The 16,342-nt window shown below is 41.6% G+C and carries 16 protein-coding genes and 1 pseudogene; 6 read left to right on the top strand and 11 right to left on the bottom strand.

Going from position 1 to position 16,342, the window contains the following annotated elements:
* Window positions 1-90: 90 nt before the first annotated feature.
* A complete protein-coding gene (locus Q4Q46_RS10730) occupies window positions 91-408 on the bottom strand; it encodes a hypothetical protein (protein ID WP_311890181.1) in 318 nt (105 codons plus the stop codon).
* 738 nt (window positions 409-1,146) lie between these two features.
* Here Q4Q46_RS10730 and Q4Q46_RS10725 point away from each other — a divergent pair.
* Window positions 1,147-1,812 (top strand): hypothetical protein, encoded by a 666-nt coding sequence (locus tag Q4Q46_RS10725; RefSeq protein WP_311890182.1) that lies wholly within the window; start codon window positions 1,147-1,149, stop codon window positions 1,810-1,812.
* Between the two features lie 421 nt (window positions 1,813-2,233).
* Here Q4Q46_RS10725 and Q4Q46_RS10720 read toward each other — a convergent pair whose 3' ends face one another.
* From Q4Q46_RS10720 to Q4Q46_RS10705, 4 genes are all read right to left on the bottom strand, one after another.
* On the bottom strand, window positions 2,234-2,566 hold the full coding sequence (locus Q4Q46_RS10720) for a hypothetical protein (RefSeq protein ID WP_311890183.1): 333 nt from the start codon (window positions 2,564-2,566) through the stop codon (window positions 2,234-2,236).
* 3 nt (window positions 2,567-2,569) lie between these two features.
* Window positions 2,570-3,508 (bottom strand): hypothetical protein, encoded by a 939-nt coding sequence (locus Q4Q46_RS10715; RefSeq protein ID WP_311890184.1) that lies wholly within the window; start codon window positions 3,506-3,508, stop codon window positions 2,570-2,572.
* 35 nt (window positions 3,509-3,543) lie between these two features.
* Window positions 3,544-4,614: a DUF6765 family protein gene (locus Q4Q46_RS10710; protein WP_311890185.1), complete on the bottom strand. Its 1,071-nt coding sequence runs from the start codon at window positions 4,612-4,614 to the stop codon at window positions 3,544-3,546.
* Window positions 4,615-4,689: 75 nt separating this feature from the next.
* Window positions 4,690-5,604 carry a nuclease-related domain-containing protein gene (locus Q4Q46_RS10705; RefSeq protein ID WP_311890186.1) on the bottom strand — a complete coding sequence of 305 codons (915 nt, stop codon included), beginning with the start codon at window positions 5,602-5,604 and terminating at the stop codon, window positions 4,690-4,692.
* A gap of 352 nt (window positions 5,605-5,956) precedes the next feature.
* Here Q4Q46_RS10705 and Q4Q46_RS10700 point away from each other — a divergent pair, with 352 nt between their 5' ends.
* Window positions 5,957-6,772, top strand: coding sequence for a substrate-binding periplasmic protein (locus Q4Q46_RS10700; RefSeq protein ID WP_311890187.1), 816 nt, complete (start codon window positions 5,957-5,959; stop codon window positions 6,770-6,772).
* A gap of 61 nt (window positions 6,773-6,833) precedes the next feature.
* Here the strand turns inward: Q4Q46_RS10700 and Q4Q46_RS10695 are convergent.
* Window positions 6,834-6,902: pseudogene (locus Q4Q46_RS10695) on the bottom strand (DUF3297 family protein); the annotation flags it as partial.
* Window positions 6,903-7,141: 239 nt separating this feature from the next.
* Between Q4Q46_RS10695 and thrS the strand changes: the two are divergent.
* A complete protein-coding gene (gene thrS, locus Q4Q46_RS10690) occupies window positions 7,142-8,389 on the top strand; it encodes a threonine--tRNA ligase (RefSeq protein ID WP_311890188.1) in 1,248 nt (415 codons plus the stop codon).
* A gap of 92 nt (window positions 8,390-8,481) precedes the next feature.
* Here the strand turns inward: thrS and Q4Q46_RS10685 are convergent, their stop codons facing one another.
* Complete coding sequence (locus tag Q4Q46_RS10685; RefSeq protein WP_006080205.1) at window positions 8,482-8,727, bottom strand: DUF3297 family protein; 246 nt, start codon at window positions 8,725-8,727, stop codon at window positions 8,482-8,484.
* 165 nt (window positions 8,728-8,892) lie between these two features.
* Complete coding sequence (locus Q4Q46_RS10680) at window positions 8,893-9,519, bottom strand: short chain dehydrogenase (protein WP_311890189.1); 627 nt, start codon at window positions 9,517-9,519, stop codon at window positions 8,893-8,895.
* Window positions 9,520-9,618: 99 nt separating this feature from the next.
* Between Q4Q46_RS10680 and Q4Q46_RS10675 the strand changes: the two genes are divergently transcribed.
* Window positions 9,619-10,506 (top strand): LysR family transcriptional regulator, encoded by an 888-nt coding sequence (locus Q4Q46_RS10675; RefSeq protein ID WP_311890190.1) that lies wholly within the window; start codon window positions 9,619-9,621, stop codon window positions 10,504-10,506.
* A 170-nt stretch (window positions 10,507-10,676) separates the two neighbouring features.
* Window positions 10,677-11,093: a ribosome recycling factor family protein gene (locus Q4Q46_RS10670; RefSeq protein ID WP_006084126.1), complete on the top strand. Its 417-nt coding sequence runs from the start codon at window positions 10,677-10,679 to the stop codon at window positions 11,091-11,093.
* Between the two features lie 31 nt (window positions 11,094-11,124).
* Here the strand turns inward: Q4Q46_RS10670 and Q4Q46_RS10665 are convergent, their stop codons facing one another.
* Both Q4Q46_RS10665 and Q4Q46_RS10660 read right to left on the bottom strand, forming a co-directional pair.
* Entirely contained in the window at window positions 11,125-11,304 is a 180-nt protein-coding gene (locus Q4Q46_RS10665; RefSeq protein WP_311890191.1) for a DUF6435 family protein, read from the bottom strand.
* Window positions 11,305-11,520: 216 nt separating this feature from the next.
* The gene (locus Q4Q46_RS10660; RefSeq protein WP_311890192.1) at window positions 11,521-13,185 is read right to left on the bottom strand and encodes a methyl-accepting chemotaxis protein; all 1,665 of its coding nucleotides are present in this window, start codon (window positions 13,183-13,185) and stop codon (window positions 11,521-11,523) included.
* Between the two features lie 321 nt (window positions 13,186-13,506).
* Here Q4Q46_RS10660 and Q4Q46_RS10655 point away from each other — a divergent pair, with 321 nt between their 5' ends.
* A complete protein-coding gene (locus tag Q4Q46_RS10655) occupies window positions 13,507-13,737 on the top strand; it encodes a hypothetical protein (protein ID WP_006084123.1) in 231 nt (76 codons plus the stop codon).
* Window positions 13,738-14,371: 634 nt separating this feature from the next.
* On the opposite strand, the gene Q4Q46_RS10650 is transcribed toward Q4Q46_RS10655, so the two are convergent.
* Window positions 14,372-16,288: an alpha/beta hydrolase family protein gene (locus Q4Q46_RS10650; RefSeq protein WP_261273489.1), complete on the bottom strand. Its 1,917-nt coding sequence runs from the start codon at window positions 16,286-16,288 to the stop codon at window positions 14,372-14,374.
* Between the last annotated feature and the right edge of the window lie 54 nt (window positions 16,289-16,342).

Below are 16,342 nucleotides of genomic sequence, written 5' to 3'. Positions count from 1 at the left end.
CTGCTAATTGCTTGCCGCAGGCTCTCGCACTGTTACACCAGTGACTCGCTGTAAATACATCCCTGTAAGCTCTACTAAAACATCCATGTTTTAGAAGGTCACTGGTGCAACAATGCTGTATTTGGTGTAACCATTGAGTGAAGAGTTATATCTGCCCTGTTTTTCGCTTACTGAGCTATTTAGAAGAAGCGAATTAATACCAATTGTCTTGTTGTGCTTGGTTAGAACAAAAATTGCTTTGAACGAATTGCCCATTCCTTGTGTCTCTGCAGCGATACTCTCCACTGCCAGGGAGAAAATCCCACGCAGTATCATAGTCGCAATAATACCCCTTGCATGAAACGTCCGAGTAATTTGACCTGCTTTGAGAAGCGACAGAGTAGTTTGAACCACCTTGCGATGCATCATAAGCGATTGCAACTACTCCTAATACAACTACCGGGAGCATAATCGTATTGAAGATACTGAATTCTTCGTTGTAAGCAAGGTCCTCCTCGCCAGTATAAAAGTTGCGACTGGTAGTACATCCTGAAACAGCAAGTGCGAGAGCAATCCCAACAACTAAGATCCTAATTCGATACAAAACAAAAGACTCCATAATAAACGGTACGGGATTCTATCGTCAGTTTAAATGTAGCTATTTGATTTAAAACAAAGAAAATGGCTTATTGGGTGGGTTTGAGTTTTAATTCGCCAGATCTCAATAGATCGACAAATATGTCGGATATTCTAAATATATTATTATTAGACGAAGATTATTTTTGCTCAATTTTAAAGCAAGTAAAAGTCCGCATTTATGTTTTATGTGTATTATCTCTGACGAGTTTAGTCGTGCGAATGGCCTATTTTGTAGCTTCTGGCAACTGTACTTCCCAATTGCCTGCCGCAGGCTTTTGCATTCTTTTATATAAGTTACACCAGTGACACGCCGTGCTTATGTTTAAATAAAATCGCTCTGAAGGCTATACTGAAACATCCATGTTTTAGAAGGTCACTGGTGCAACAATGCTGTATTTGGTGTAACCATTGAGTGAAGAGTTATGCCTGTCCAGTTTTTATCAGTTGAATGATAAATGTAATGTATCTGTTTTTGTGATTGGATTTATGGTATTTATCAAGTGTCAATATTAAATGTTTAGAGGATATATGGATATTGTAATCCCTGAGATCGCGAAAGAAAATGCAATTACTTTTGGTATTTTCTTAACTGCTGCACTGATAGGTGTCGCAATCAAGATAGTGAGAGGTCTAATTGATTTTTATGAAGATGTGCTCATTAAAAGATATTTTAAAAGACTAAATTCTCTAAAGGAGCATGTTGAAGTTGATTCTACGATTAGTAAGTATTTAAACTCATTAAGAGAATATGAAGTTTTTAGATTAGCATCAGGTATTAGAGTGGCTCCAGAGAAAGCCAAAGTTTTAATGGATATTTATATTCTGGGAGTTGCAAGTAATTTTGAACTTAAAAGAGTATCGCCTTTCCTTAAACCTGAAAATACGAAGATTTTGGTTGATGTTAACTGGATAGATAAATTGCTATTCACTTATTCGTTCATTGCAGCAATTTTTTTAATGATAGCAGGCATGTTGATTGGTTTTCCTTACTTTGTTATAGGTGGAGGGGCAGAGTCCACTACAGGTCTATTTATCATGGTAATTTTTGTGATGGTCGCAGCGATAGTAGGTAGAGACTTCAGGACATATCGTATTTTAAAGCGTGTAAGTGAAAGATTGACAGAGTTGGATATGCTTATTAATCCTGATGAAAAGATATTGTGGAGTTTTGATTATCGTTCTAATCCTTCATAAAATTTCAAAATTTTATGGCTTTTTCTATTGTTTGATCTTCTGTAGGTTAAATAATTTTCAAGACTTATGTGGAGTGATTTTTAGATTGGTTTTGTTAAGGTGATTGTTGTATATATTTGCAAGAGAGTATAAGTATTGAGTTAAATATAAATTTCTTTAAAAGTTTTATGAAATTTATGTATAAATATATGTGGTAAAATCAGGTTTTTACCACATATAACTACAGTATATTTTGCAGATATTTTACAATGTTACACCTGTGACATGCTATGAAGCCTATCCTTGTAGGCTCTACTAAAACATCCATGTTTTAGTAGGACACTGCTGCAAAAATGCTGTGTCTGGTGCAACTGTTGCGTGATAAGCTATTCTATATTGACTTTTACTTTAAACTCAAATAATTGAGTGACAGTAAAATAGCTTATAAAAACTTACCCAATAATTCAAATATTTTGTCAATTGCATTAGCAACTTGAGCAAAACATTTGACTTTATTTTCAGCATTTTTTAAAGATTCTCTTGCATCTTTTGCTTGATTAATAAGTTTTTTGATACTTTCTTGACCAATAGCATGAAGGTGTGAGTTTTGTTTAATTATTGCAGCATGATAGGCATAGATTTTATCCCCCAGTTGTTCACATTTCAATAATAGCACTTCTTCCTCTGGATCGACTATAACTGAACTGAGATAGCTTTGAAGCTCCTCGTACATGCTTTTCAACTCTAAGTATGCGGTATCGTGGTTGTTGTCCATTTATTAATCCTTAATTCTATCGCGAAATTCTTTGATATCATCGATCTGGGTCTTAGTTGATTTGAGAGCTTTCTTGAACGCATCTTTAGTTAGATCGTCATCGCTTTTTAAAGATATGACTATGGATTGGTTTAAAGTTTGAATAGCATTCAATGCAGATTCGAGCTTTAAAAATTTTGCATTTAGGCCATTTAATTTAGCTTTGATTTCATAGGCTTTTTTGTAGGCATTTATCCTTTCTTCTAAAGAATGATAGAAGGTAACACATCGCTTATCTTCACTTTCATCACAACGGTTAGGATTATTTAGTAGATACAAGCGGATCCTTAACTCTTTTTCCAATGAAACTTTAGTTGCTTCTTTCCAAGACCCTAACTCATCCCTTAATGATTTGAATGAAATTTGAATAATAGTTTCTGAATCAATTATAACTTTCTTGAGTAAGTCATACCGTATTTTCTCTGTGTAAGCTCGAGCGAGAGCATTCGCACTTGTTGATAGTAATTCAATATCTTTGGAATCAATATTATTGGATTGAGGTATTTTTGATAAAGAAATCAACGATGAGTTTAATTTTTCCGAGTATTTGTCCAACTCCTCATTTCGATCTTCCGTCGCTAGCAGGTAAATACTCTGAGAAAAAATCTGTAAATTTTGAAGTAGAGCTTCTTGACCTGTATTTTCAATTGTAGAGATGTTTAACCCTGTTTCTGTTATTCCATCCCTTGTAGCTTTTGCCAGCTCAGCATTTATTCGCGCTTCATCGGCAGATTCATATACACCCATCAGAGCTTCTTGAACCTGAGTTGATTGCTTGGCATATTCGCTGATCATGGTAATTGATTCGTTCGAGGTACAGCCAGCTAAGCAAATTACAGCAAGTGAAACTAATATATCAATTCGTAATTTTGAAACTTTTAAAATATCAAACCATGTATCCATATTTTAAACCTTCTGATTTTCTGTGAGATTTTGCACTAAGCGATACAGATGCCATATTTTGGTAGCACATCTCTGATGACTTCTAAGCGATATGTTTTTAGGGCGTCGTGAAAGAGCTTCCAATCTGAATTAAGGAATGATTCAGAGTATTGATATACCAATTTATCACCCTGCATGAAACCTGGTCCCCTTGCCAGTTCTTTCCAGCTATTCTTCCCGTTTTTATCAAAAGGTAAGTCAACTGGTGCAAATCCAAACTTTCCTTCTCGTAAACATTTAATCCATTCTTGATGGCGAATCTCGCCATCTTCATTGTCAATTGCTGAAAGGGCTTTTTCTATATTTTCAAGCTGTTCAAGTGACAATCCTGGTTGGTTTTCGATATTCATATTTAGGTCGTTACTTTTCCAACACTGTAGTGCTTTACACATCGCGTTAGCAGCTTGTAGGAATATTTTAGTATTGTCTCTTTCTACCGTTTCCCCATCGCCATTTGAGTATGTCCAAGAAGCATAAGGTCGATCTGGAAAAGATAGTGCTGCACCATGTCCAAGAGGAGAAGAGGCTGAAATTCCATCACTTAACAAATCATCTTTGATTCGTTGTAATAACGAACTAATAGGAGATTTTAGGTTATTCACTTTGTTATAGTCGTGGATAACTCCTGCAAAACCTTGGTGGGCAAAAGTGTCCGCATAAACGTGCATTGCTACTCCCATCAGTTGTGCTGCATATGGCTTGTTCCAATGTGTCGCTACCATTCTCAGCATATCTCTTGCTACAGGGCTATCGGGTTTGCAGATTAATCGATATATAAACCGGCCCTCAGGTGTCACATCTGAAGGATTCCCTTGGTTGCCAGGTAGAAAATGGAATGGTATCCAAACTAGGTGATTTGCAAGTTCTTGAGTGTTTCTATAATCCAGCATTTTGTGGGCGGATACTATGCGATCATACATTGCACCATTATCAAAGTGGATTGGTTCATCATTTGTTGCCTCATCAACATATTGCGCAGAATAAGCGACTTTCTCAGCTAGATCATGAGCAATACCTGCGTAGCGAGCAACTATATAAGTTAAAGTGTGGTGTCCATCGATTTGCATTAGTGCCTCCTGTAGGATTTCGGGAAATATTTAACACATAGTTTAGGGTTGATGAAAAATGACCTTTTGGCTTTCTCATTTTCCCGCCTCGCTTTTACTTAGGCATCTTTGGGCGACTTGGTAGATGATGGAGTCGACTTGTTGTTGGGTAAGATCTTGGGTTTTCAGTTTTGGGATCGTGCCGACTAATTGTTTGTGGTTGAGGATCGGCAGCGGCGGTTTTGACTGACTGGTGACATACCAGCCGGGGAATACTAGGACTGGGGTTGATGATACTGGTGCCCCTGTTGCCTTGGTTAACCATTGGCTGACCCACTTGGCCTGACGCTCGGCTTGTTCTATGGGTTTGGTTTCTGTCCACGAGGGGAAATTTAAGCGCCCGTCTTTGTAAAATACTTCATAGCCTTTTTTGCTAGAGCCTCCGCCATTGCCATTGGTTTGGCGTAGGTCTTTATTGCGCTTATGGCGGCCTTTGGTTTCAATTGCGAATACGCCATTTTTGCCGATTACGAGGTGGTCGATGTTAAAGCCGTCGGCTTGGACATCGTGAAACACTTGATAACCCAATGCTTGTAAGCCGATAAGCTCATTGGCTGTGGCAATTTCTGCTGTATGACCTAGGCGTAATTTGGTGAGCTTTGAAAAGAGTTTCCAGGTTTTAATACCGAAGTAAATTACTCCTATTAAACCTGTTAAGGCGAACAACCAAGGGAATTTTCCGACTGTGATATCCGCTTGGATGCTGCTGGCGGCAAATGGAAGGCAAACAATCAATAGTCCCATCATCATGCAGCCGATTAAATCTAATTGCAGATCATGGATTTGCTCTTGTAAGCCATAGGCGGGGATACGGGTCAGTTGCTCACGATCAACGGGCAGCTTGACGGTTGCATCGCGATGTTTGAGCAATACATACATCACACCCACTGTGACAAGAAGGCCAGACAGAAGTATCCCGTAGGATAAAAGAATGCTGCTGAAATCGGTCATTTACGTCCCTGAAGTAATGCGAGTCAATAGTTAACCCGATGACATAACCCGCTAATAAAATGTACTTATTATTTTGGAAAGTGGTGGCAGACTTGTCTGCTTAGAGTTTGGGCGCACATTGCTGATTTGCTTCTTCTTCCCTAAATGGCGTGCTCGATGATTGAGTTCGAGTTTGCCCTGCATTTTCCTTAAGTGGTCACACTTTTTACTTTGTGGTCACACTTTAACCCGCTCTGTGCAGTTTAATCAATGCGCTTTATCACAATTACAGGCTGGGCCTATGTTTTATGCACTTTAGTTTTCGATTTTTTGAGTTATGCTAAATGCAACATATAAATTCGCGGGCATCTCTATGTATTTTAAAAGTATCCTTGTTTCGTTGCCTTCTGTTTACGCAATTTTGTGTGTGCTTGGTTGTGGTTTTTTCGCGGACATCATTGTCGCCGCTGAGCTGCAATCGGCTCCTTTTTCTAAAGTGCTGCGTGCCGATTTTCGGCATCGTCCTCCTGAGATGGTGCTTGATGAGCAGACTAATACTATGACGAGTCCATTAAAGGATATTCTTGAGGAAGCGGCGGCTAAGGTCGGTTATCGCGTCGAATGGAGCGCGCGTCCTTTTGCACGCAGCATTCATGAGTTGCGGGTCGGAACGGTCGATATTGTGCCGCGCACCATACGAGACGATGAACGAGAGGCATTTGTACGGTTTCTTGGTCCTATCGCCACGCAAACTCGTGATATTTTGTTTCTCGTAAAAGCCGGCGAGGAAGGACGGATTAAGTCCTATGAGGATTTGTATCAGGTTACTGTAGGGGTTAAACGGGGCACAGTTTATTTTGAGCGTTTTAATACAGATCCCGCGCTACGTAAAATTGAGTCTACCGATGATGAAAACATGGCTCGCATGTTTATCATGGGGCGTTTTGACACTATGGTGGTGCTCGATCGTGCCGCCATTGAGAATGCCTTCAAGCAGCTCGGTTACGATCGTTTTAGCTATGCCGATTACCGTCAGTCGAATCGGATCGAACATTATTTTGGTATGTCCCGTAACTCTACCCATGCTGCTATTTTCGATGAACTTAATCGGGCGCTGCTTGATATGGCTGCATCGGGCCGTGTAAAACAGATTTACCAGGCCTATGGTTTAGCCGCAGAAGTAGAATAGGCAAACAAAAACGGCCAATATTAATTGGCCGTTGTTATGATCCCGCTCTTTGCGCTAAAGCTTAACGATAAAAGGCTTCAACTGTGCCTTTTACTGTGAGCAAAAGAGGTTGGCCGCGACGGTCCAATAATTCATTATGGATGGCCATTTATTTTGTCTTTATTTTGTCTTTATTTTGTCTGTCATTTATTTTTTTATAAACAAAATGCTTGCTGCGATAGGGATGATTTGTTATTACTGGCGCATGAAAAAAATATACGTAAGCGCAATTAACACCACCACTACCACCACGAGAATTCTCGGGGGGTAGTTTTTTGCGTCTTTAAAAAAACCCTCTGAGCGAAATCGCCAGAGGGTTTTTTTGTACCTTTGTTTTGTATTTCGCTCAGGTTTTACTCAGATTTTACTCAGGAGAGAATGATGAAAACACATCGCGAAATTGCAGAACAACTTGACCTATTTCACTCTGAACCACAGGCGCCGGGTATGATTTTTTGGCACCCGAATGGCTGGGCGTTATTCCGAGATATTCAAGAGCACATGAGGCGCGTGTATCGCCGAAATGGTTTTGAGGAAGTGAACACGCCTGTTTTTATGAAGAAGGAGTTATGGCAAACATCTGGGCATATGGACATGTTTGTAGACAACATGTTTTTCGGTGGCGGAAAGGAAAACATCGATGAATATGTGTTAAAACCCATGTCTTGTCCTGCCCATATTTTGCTGTTTAAGCGCGGAGTACATAGCCATAGAGATTTGCCTCTGCGACTATTTGAGTTTGGCTTGGTGCACCGTAATGAATCCTCTGGCTCGTTAAATGGTTGCCTGCGCGCACGCCAGTTCACTCAGGATGATGCCCATGTTTTTTGCTGTTGGTCTCAGGCAGAGGAGGAGATACGTGGTTTTCTCCAACGTGCAAAGCAGGTTTATGGTGATTACGGCTACCATAATTTAGACGTAAAAATATCGACTAAACCTGAGAAGGCATTAGGCAGCGATGAGCAATGGTGCCGAGCACAAAAGCTATTGGATTCAGCCTGCCATAGTGAGGGCTTTGATGCTGAGTATCAAGCTGGTGAAGGGGCTTTCTATGGCCCCAAAATTGAACTGTCACTGACAGATTCTATGGGAAGACGCTGGCAGTGTGGCACTATCCAGTTTGATTTTAATTTGCCTGAAAGATTCGATGTTCAGTACACAAACGAGCAAGGTGAATTCGAACGGCCAGTGATTATGCACCAAGCTATGTATGGCTCTATCGAGCGTTGGCTGGGGATTCTCTTGGAAGTCTCACAGGGTAACCTGCCGGATTGGTTGCATCCCGTGCCTGTTGCTATCGCTTCAGTGAATGAGTCAAACAGCCAATTTGTCCGTCAGTTAGCCGCACTATGTTTAGCACGAGACATGCGAGTGTTGGTTGATATCAGTCAAAACTCAGTTGCCCGCAAAATGAAACGCTTTCACAAGCAAAAAGTGCCTTACATCTTAACGGTTGGGGATAAGGAAGAAGCCGAGAAGTGTGTGTCAGTTAAGTGCCGCAAAGATGGTGTTATGACTCACATCCCTCTTGCTGAATTAGCTGACTATCTTGCGGATAAACTAGTTCGAAAACAATAATATAAGGGGAATGGTGTTTGCTATTTAAGGCTAGCTAGGGTTCCCACGGCTAGCCTTTACTCATTTTATGATCCTGCTCTTTGCGCTAAAGCTTAACGATAAAACGCTTCTACTGTGCCTTTTACTGTGAGTAAAAGTGGTTGGCCGCGACGGTCTAAGGATTTGCTTGGTACTTTTACCCAACCTTCACTGATGCAATATTCTTCGACATCAAAACGCTCTTTGCCGTTGAGCTTAATACCGATATCGTGCTCGAAAATTTCTGCCACATGGTGTGGGCTGCGTGGGTTAACGGAAAGGCGATCCGGTAAAGCAGGTAATGATGTTGTGTCGGTCATGGTCGTGATCTGTCGTTGTCTATAGTGAAAAAGCGTGCGCTATTGTAGGCAATCCCAGCGCAACGCTCAAGACTTTAACTGTGACTGATTACGCGCCTTGCGTTACAAGGTTAGGTTGTCCTGTTAGGGCACAGCTGTTAGGGCATTGCAGTTAGGACACTGCTGTTAGGGCAAGACTGCACCGCAGCAGGAAAAGGCTTTCAGCACTCGGCCGTTTTCTCTGCCCATGACTGAGCGCAAATAAACCTTGGCTAATGTGTCGGCATTGATTGCACTAAAACCGGGGAAATAGTCCTGATAGCTCGCTAACGACTCGCTTAATACCGTTGGGCTGACAATGTTTATTCGCTGCTGCGCAGGTAATTCTCCCGCGACGGCGGTAACAAAATGCTCAAGTGCGCCATTGATTGTGGCTGCACTGATGCCATCTTTTACTGGGACATCGGCAATAATGCCACTGGTCAGTGTAAAACTCCCCCCAGCGTTGAGGTATTGGCTACCTATTTGCACTAACTGTATCTGCCCCAATAACTTACTTTGGAGCCCTGTATACCAGTCTGCTTGAGTCATAGCGTTGAAGGGTTTAAACACGACGTCACCCATGGCCGAAATCATTGCATCGACTTTACCGATTTTTTCTAGCCCTTGTTTAAGTGAATGTTCATCCCGAATGTCTATCAGGACATCCCCCGTTGTTCGCCCTACCTGAATCACTTCATGCTGAGTTGAATGAAATAAGCGGACTATGGCTTGTCCGATTGTGCCTGATGCACCCACAACGACTATTTTCATGACATGCTCCTAAATTGAATACGAATTGAGGATAGTCTGGTTAATTACATAGAAAAAGCGCATATAATCACCACATTGTTTCGTTAATGGATTTAATTGATGAATCTCACCCATCTGCAGTCATTTATGCTGGTTGCCAAAATGCACAGTTTTAGCGCTGCGTCTGAACAACTCGGCGCTTCTAAAGGCTTAGTGTCGCGCCATGTTAAATCCCTTGAAGATGAAATGGGTTGTCAATTACTCCACCGAACCACTCGGCGAGTATCAATGACCGAAGCAGGGCAAGCGTTATTTGGTAAAGCCTGCGAAATCGAGAGGCTGGCCAATGAAGCTGGACGTTTAGTGCAGGATTTAACGCAGGACTCCTGCGGCACTTTAAAATTCACCGCTCCAACGGAACTGGGCAAAAAATTGCTGAGTCCTATGCTGCTCCAGTTTATTGCTGCGTATCCTCAAGTGAAACTCGAACTGTGTTTTGAGCAGAATATTCAAGATGTTGAGTTCGGCAAGTTTGATCTCGCCTTAAGAACAAGCATTGCGCACAGCGATAATCTGGTCGCCAGATATCTTGGCAGAATTCGCCATGTTTTAGTGGTTGCGCCCGCGCATCCCGCAGCCGCAGAAGTTCGTCACCCTGATGATTTACGCCATTATCGTCTATTGTCTTCGGGCGAAACTCAGTGGGTGTTTGAACCGCTCGCGGGGGACAGTCTCACGCTCACTTTTGAGCCGGCACTGTGTAGTTCAAACTATGCCACTACACATTTGCTTACTTTGAGTGGTACAGGTATCGCTAGCCTGCCTTATTATTTGGTAGAGGAGGATATCGCTCAGCATAAACTCACTTTGCTCGTTCCCCAATGGCAATGCTATCCACATGAGTTGTATATGGTTTATGCCAAGCAGAGCCATTACCCAAAGAAGCTGCGCGATTTACAAAATAAGCTACAAACTTGGTGCGAAACTCACTCAAAATATGTGGGTTAATGAGTCAAAGCGTCATCGCATCAAATCTTATCCGGCAGAGGGCGGAGCTTTTAGAATAAAGTGAGGCAGAGTACACTGCCGCGCATTGAATTTTGTATTTGAATCTAAAGTCGAGCAGGCTTTTCCCTTTATCCATGCAGGCATAATAGAGCGGCGATGAACCAAGCGTTATGAACGACGACATTAGTATCTCGCTGCCCTCGCTGATTCATCGAATTGGGCGGGAGGCGGTTAAACAAGCTCAAGCGATTGCAACCCTATATGATTGTGAGCTTAAGCGTGTGAGGCGTTCAAGGAATTGGTGCATAGTTGGCGCGGCGATTAAGATCCAATCCTGCAGTGCGCATTTACAAAGTGAGCCATTGCTGGCGCAGCAGTTAATCGCTAAAGATGGCCAGTTTGGCTATCTTATCAAAAAGTTGGAGTCAGCCTTGCTGCAACATACGGACAAGCTAGAGCCCTTAGACGCTAAGTTGATTCGGCTTATCACAGACAATCCCGCGATCACTTTAGGTGAGTTGATGCAACTGACGCAATGCACTATCACAGAGGCCAGATTGGCACGTTTTCAAGCCGACTCTTGGTAGTTTGCTTGCTTCGCGTTCTCACTATGCGCCTCTATTGCTGGGTTGCTTTTTCTAACACTTTTATTTGATTTTCGATTTGCTCGGCTTCAGCGGTCAGCATTGAGTAGGATCGAATATCGCCTTTTCTCTGTGCAAGCATCGCTTGTTCAAGCTTGGCATTGTATTGCTGAGTTAACTTTTTTAAGGGATTTTTCTTAAATATTGAAAACATGGTCACTTCTACTGAGTTTAGTATTTGGGTTATATACGTAGGTAACGGGATTTAAGTTTTACTTTTTTAAATTAAAAGCAGCGCCTTCAACTTCTAATCCACAATCCTTCAATTCCACTGCCATCCGGCCTCAGCAAGGCAGAGACTTTATCTTACATTTTCAGCAAACCAATGGGTTACTATGTCTTATTTAGCTTGCAACCCATTGAAAATATTTTAAATCTTAAACTGGCCGACGAGTTTACCTAAGTTAATGCCTTCTTGTGATACGGTTTGGCTGACTCTGGCAGCATCTTCGCTGGAATGGAGTAACTCATTCACAATCTCTTGGATGGCGAACACGTTGCGGTTAATTTCTTCGGTCACAGAGCTTTGTTCCGTGGCCGCTGTCGCAATTTGGGTGCTCATGTCGTTAATTGCCGTGACCGCCGATGTCACTGAACCAAGGCTTTCAGAAATTGCACGGGAAGAGTCTACCGAGCGCACGCAGCTTTGCTGACTTTCTTCCATCGTTTTCACCGCTAGCGCCACAAGCTTGTGCAGTTCTGACAGCATTTCATTGATTTCTAGCGTGCTTGATTGCGTTCGGCTCGCTAAGTTACGCACTTCATCGGCCACCACGGCAAAGCCTCGGCCCTGTTCTCCGGCGCGGGCAGCTTCGATGGCGGCATTTAATGCCAATAGGTTAGTTTGCTCAGCAATACCGCCAATCACTGACAGCACATTGTTGATTTTTTTAGATTGTTCGCTCAAGGATTGAATGCTGCCCGCCGCATTATTGATTTGCGCCATGAGTGCCGAAATTTCTTCTAAAGACGCATCGACGCAGCGCTGAGCATTGGCTACATCGCCAGTGGCAGCGTGAGTCGCTTCTGCCACTTGCGTGGTATTTTGCGCCACTTCGCTGGCGGTAGCTGACATTTCAGTAATAGCAGTAACTACTTGATCGGTTTCATTGTTATGGTTGATGAGTTGGCTCGACATCACTTTGGTTTGATCGTGAATCGCGTTGGCTGCGGTTTTAACTTTAGCCGTCGCGTTTGCCACATCGCCTATGATGGTTTGGAGTTTATCGACAAACAGGTTAAAGGATTGGCCTAGTTGTGCAATTTCATCTTCACCTTTCACAATAAGACGTTTGGTTAAATCGCCTTCGCCTTTGGCTATGTCGTTTAAATTGTCTGCCATATTTTTAATTGGCGCGACCATACGTTGGGCGGTGATCAGAATAACAGCGGCAGTAATCGCGGCGAGTAACAGCGCAATTAACAGAATGGCATAGGATTTTTCGATCATCTGCTCAGTGACAGTTGCACGATAATCCTCAACGACAGCATCGATATCATCAATATAAGCGCCCGTGCCTAGCATCCAGTCAGTGCCAGGGATCATCATTGAGTAACCGATTTTTTCAATTTGCTCATTGGTATTGGGTTTTTGGAAATAGAAGGAGAAGTTACCGTCGCCCCTTTTAGCAGCATCGAGTAAACCAACAATGATTTTTGTGCCGCGGGGATCTGTCATATCAATTTTATTTTGCCCTTCGAGGTTGGGCATGACGGCATGGAACAGGTTTTTGCCTTGGGAGTCGTAAATAAAGAAGTAACCAGAACTGCCAAAACGGATATCACGGAGCGCTTGGTTCACATTGCCATTTTCTTTTAAAGACAACTGATATTGCACTATGCCGGCCGCAATTTCGGTGGCTTCTTTTATTTGGGTTTTACGTTCACCGATAAGCTTAGTTCTAAAGGTCGTGACTTCATCTGCAAGGGCGCTTTGTTCGACATAGTAAGAAACTGTCATGAGAATGCACAGGGTCAGGATTAACGGGAATAGCGATAACAGTAGTAATTTATTACGTAAACTGAAATTAGACATGCTTGACGACTCCATGATGAACATCCTTTTTATTGCAGGGCAGTATAGCTAATTTCCCATATTCTTAAGTGCTTAAGTTAACAAAAATACAATGTAAATGACAAAAAGCACGCTTTTTTCTTATGCCTCATGGGGTGGGTGCACCTTAAATTGGGCTACTTTCGTTGATCTTAATCAAGGCTCTCTGGGGGAAATGCGTTCACTATATTAGTTAAACTTGATGCAAATGGCGGCTAGAATTTTGCAAACCTTGAGCAGGTATCTAAACTTGCAGCGGACCAGTAGCAAAGCGACATAGCGGCAAAGGGGAAGGGTGGAACAGTGACGAATGAAAAGCTGATTTTAACGCTGAAAATTTGCATTAGTGTGGGTATTTGTCTTATTGCGCTGGGTATTTATCTGCATAACTTTAATGACACTGTTGAAGCAATGGGCGTGCAGGGGATTATTATCAGCGCTATGTGTGTCGCCTTTGGCATGGCGTTGTCATTACCGACTAAGATGTATTTAACCTTTCTGTTGGTTAAGCGAGAGACTGAAAAACATCCATAATTTTTTCTTGCACGGAGTGTCACTCTGTGACCGATTGGCTTGTCCTTTTTATGTTTTTCTTATGGCTCACTTCGGAGTTAAATTCTGGCCTAAGATAGGTTTAACAAACCATATTTGCAATAGCATAAACTCTGCATTAATGATTTTTAGTTATAGTTTGTTGTCTCGGTTGCGGTGTAACACAAACTTCGGCTACCCCAAATCCCAAATGATAGAGGTAATTATGTTATCGTCGATGACTTTATGTGCAGTGATGAATTTGTTGCGTTAATCAGTATCATGACACTATAAATTGCTTTGAAAAGTTTCGTTGATTACTTGGTACCGCCTGTAGATAGTCACTAATAGGGTAATCGTTTCTTCTGAAATCTTGATTTGATACACCATTACATAAATGGCAACCAGGTGTCTCGTCATATTCATTAATTTAAATAAATCAGTATGGGGAGAAAGTTAATCGCTTGAGCATGTTTCATGTTCAGTCTACATACGGAAAGCATTTTAGCTATGACATGGTGGATTAGTCACTCATCGGGGAGCAGCCTTTGTCCTCAAGCCTGTCCAGATGGGAAAATATGGGGCGCCAACATAAAAAAGCCTAGATTATATCTAGGCTTTCAACTTTAAAAAGTGACTATTTTAAACCACATTTGTTGTCTAACCAATTTAGCAATTCTGTATATAGTATTGTTTTATGGTTATAAAATAATGTGTCACTGAAATGGTCGGCATCTTTAAGTTCTACATATTTGTAGTCCTTTTTATATTCTTCTAACTTTTTAACGAACGCTCGACTATGTTCGACTGGTACACGACTATCGATATCGCCATGAATAACGAGAATAGGGACGTTAACTTTTTCTACCTGCTCTAATGGCGATATGCCTTTGATTGTTGGACGTTGTAATCTTGATAGATAGCGACTGTCATTCAATGTCGCATTAATTCGACTTAAATCACTAACGCCAGCGCCTGCAACTGTGCATTGATATATATTGTTGTCGCGCATAGAGGCGGCAAATGCAGCATAGCCTCCGTAGCTCCAACCAAACATCGCAAGTTTATCTTTTGTGGCTAGTCCCTTTTCAACTAAAAATAATGCAGCGTCATCTAAATCATCCTGCATTTTCAGTCCCCAGTTCTCATCGCCTGCGGTCCAATGCTCAATCCCATAACCCGTCGAACCACGATAGTTAGGCTGGATAACAACGTAACCATTACTCGCTAAAAGTTGAGCCCATTCATCAAACAAAATGGTGTCACGAACCCATGGTCCGCCATGAGGTAATACGACAGCTGGAAATGGCGCTTTTCCTTTTGGCAAAGTGACATATGCATTAATCTTTCTGCCATCTCGAGCGGTATATGAAACATACTTAACACTCGAAAGTATATCTTCTTGCAAGAATGGCAATCTCTCACCAATTTTTTCTAAAGACTTTTTATCTGTTATCACGTAAAAACTACCCGAGTCTTTCGCTGATGTTGTTCTAACAACAAGTACGTTATCGTCATTTGAACGGCTGATAATAGAAACAAATTTATCTTTAAACAACGGCGCTAACGCATCGTAAAGTGCTTGCTCTTTATCATCAACAAAGTATCTTTCAGGGTGTTTATTGGTATAACTAAATCCTAATGTTTTGCCATTTCTATCAAAAATCACGCCATCGGCATCGACATTTTCGAGTCCAAATAGACGCTCTGAATAGGTACCTGTTTTGATGTTGTATAGATAAATACCAGTTTTATCATTACCCAAATTAGCATTAACATAAATTTCATTAGGATTTTCTACAGAGAATCCTGCAAAACTGTAGCTTTCTCGGCTCTTAGGTGAAATTTGTTTAATGAGCTTCCATTCTTCGCTATTTTTTTCACGAGCAAAAAGATCTATTGCGTTGTCTGCAAAATTCCATCCTTGAGCGGCACGAATATCGCCATCATGATCAGAGATAAAACCACCGGAGATTTTAGTACTACCACGCATAACCGTTACGCTGCGACCAGTATTAATATTGAAGCGAACAACATCAGGAATATAATTCCGATTTAAATCTGTCTCTACAAGTACTTCGTTGTCATTATCTGGTAGGCGATCGATGAGTGAAAATCCCGCACGAGGCTCATCTTTAAATGGAATAAGCCATGATCCTTTACCATCAGCCGAAATAATAGCAAATTTATTTGTCCAAAACTTACTGGCGCCGTCTTTCAAAATTTGGCGAAACATTACCCCTAATTTATTGTTATTTAGCCATACGACTCCTGACACCATCATTTTATCTGCGCCTAGTACAATCGGCTTTTCACTTAGATTATGCGGATTTCTAATCTCAATTATGTAATCACCTTCCTTGCTGGTAGCACGAAGTATAGCGAGTTTTTTTCCATCATCTGATACAGATACACTGCGAATTAGTGGCATCATGGTAAAGGCGTCTAAGGATACCTTTTCAGACGAAGGCATAGTCGTTGTTTCTCTGGCCTCTCCCGAAGCAGATAAACCTATTACTGCTAGTGCAAAAAAACTAAGAGTTGCAAATTTCATGTTAAATCCTTCTATAAAATGGCCCCGCATAGCGAGGCCATTTTTACATCTGAT

The organism is Shewanella vaxholmensis, assembly GCF_031932135.1.
Taxonomy (GTDB): Bacteria; Pseudomonadota; Gammaproteobacteria; order Enterobacterales; family Shewanellaceae; genus Shewanella; species Shewanella hafniensis.
Note: the sequence above shows the minus strand (reverse complement) of the source record. Positions and strands in the feature narration are given on the sequence as shown.

Excerpts from the sequence above, each read along its gene's own strand:
- Q4Q46_RS10730 (WP_311890181.1), bottom strand. The coding sequence starts at position 408 with ATGATGCATCGCAAGGTGGTTCAAACTACTCTGTCGCTTCTCAAAGCA.
- Q4Q46_RS10725 (WP_311890182.1), top strand. The coding sequence starts at position 1,147 with ATGGATATTGTAATCCCTGAGATCGCGAAAGAAAATGCAATTACTTTT.
- Q4Q46_RS10720 (WP_311890183.1), bottom strand. The coding sequence starts at position 2,566 with ATGGACAACAACCACGATACCGCATACTTAGAGTTGAAAAGCATGTAC.
- Q4Q46_RS10715 (WP_311890184.1), bottom strand. The coding sequence starts at position 3,508 with ATGGATACATGGTTTGATATTTTAAAAGTTTCAAAATTACGAATTGAT.
- Q4Q46_RS10710 (WP_311890185.1), bottom strand. The coding sequence starts at position 4,614 with ATGCAAATCGATGGACACCACACTTTAACTTATATAGTTGCTCGCTAC.
- Q4Q46_RS10705 (WP_311890186.1), bottom strand. The coding sequence starts at position 5,604 with ATGACCGATTTCAGCAGCATTCTTTTATCCTACGGGATACTTCTGTCT.
- Q4Q46_RS10700 (WP_311890187.1), top strand. The coding sequence starts at position 5,957 with ATGTATTTTAAAAGTATCCTTGTTTCGTTGCCTTCTGTTTACGCAATT.
- Q4Q46_RS10685 (WP_006080205.1), bottom strand. The coding sequence starts at position 8,727 with ATGACCGACACAACATCATTACCTGCTTTACCGGATCGCCTTTCCGTT.
- Q4Q46_RS10680 (WP_311890189.1), bottom strand. The coding sequence starts at position 9,519 with ATGAAAATAGTCGTTGTGGGTGCATCAGGCACAATCGGACAAGCCATA.
- Q4Q46_RS10675 (WP_311890190.1), top strand. The coding sequence starts at position 9,619 with ATGAATCTCACCCATCTGCAGTCATTTATGCTGGTTGCCAAAATGCAC.
- Q4Q46_RS10670 (WP_006084126.1), top strand. The coding sequence starts at position 10,677 with ATGAACGACGACATTAGTATCTCGCTGCCCTCGCTGATTCATCGAATT.
- Q4Q46_RS10665 (WP_311890191.1), bottom strand. The coding sequence starts at position 11,304 with ATGTTTTCAATATTTAAGAAAAATCCCTTAAAAAAGTTAACTCAGCAA.
- Q4Q46_RS10660 (WP_311890192.1), bottom strand. The coding sequence starts at position 13,185 with ATGTCTAATTTCAGTTTACGTAATAAATTACTACTGTTATCGCTATTC.
- Q4Q46_RS10650 (WP_261273489.1), bottom strand. The coding sequence starts at position 16,288 with ATGAAATTTGCAACTCTTAGTTTTTTTGCACTAGCAGTAATAGGTTTA.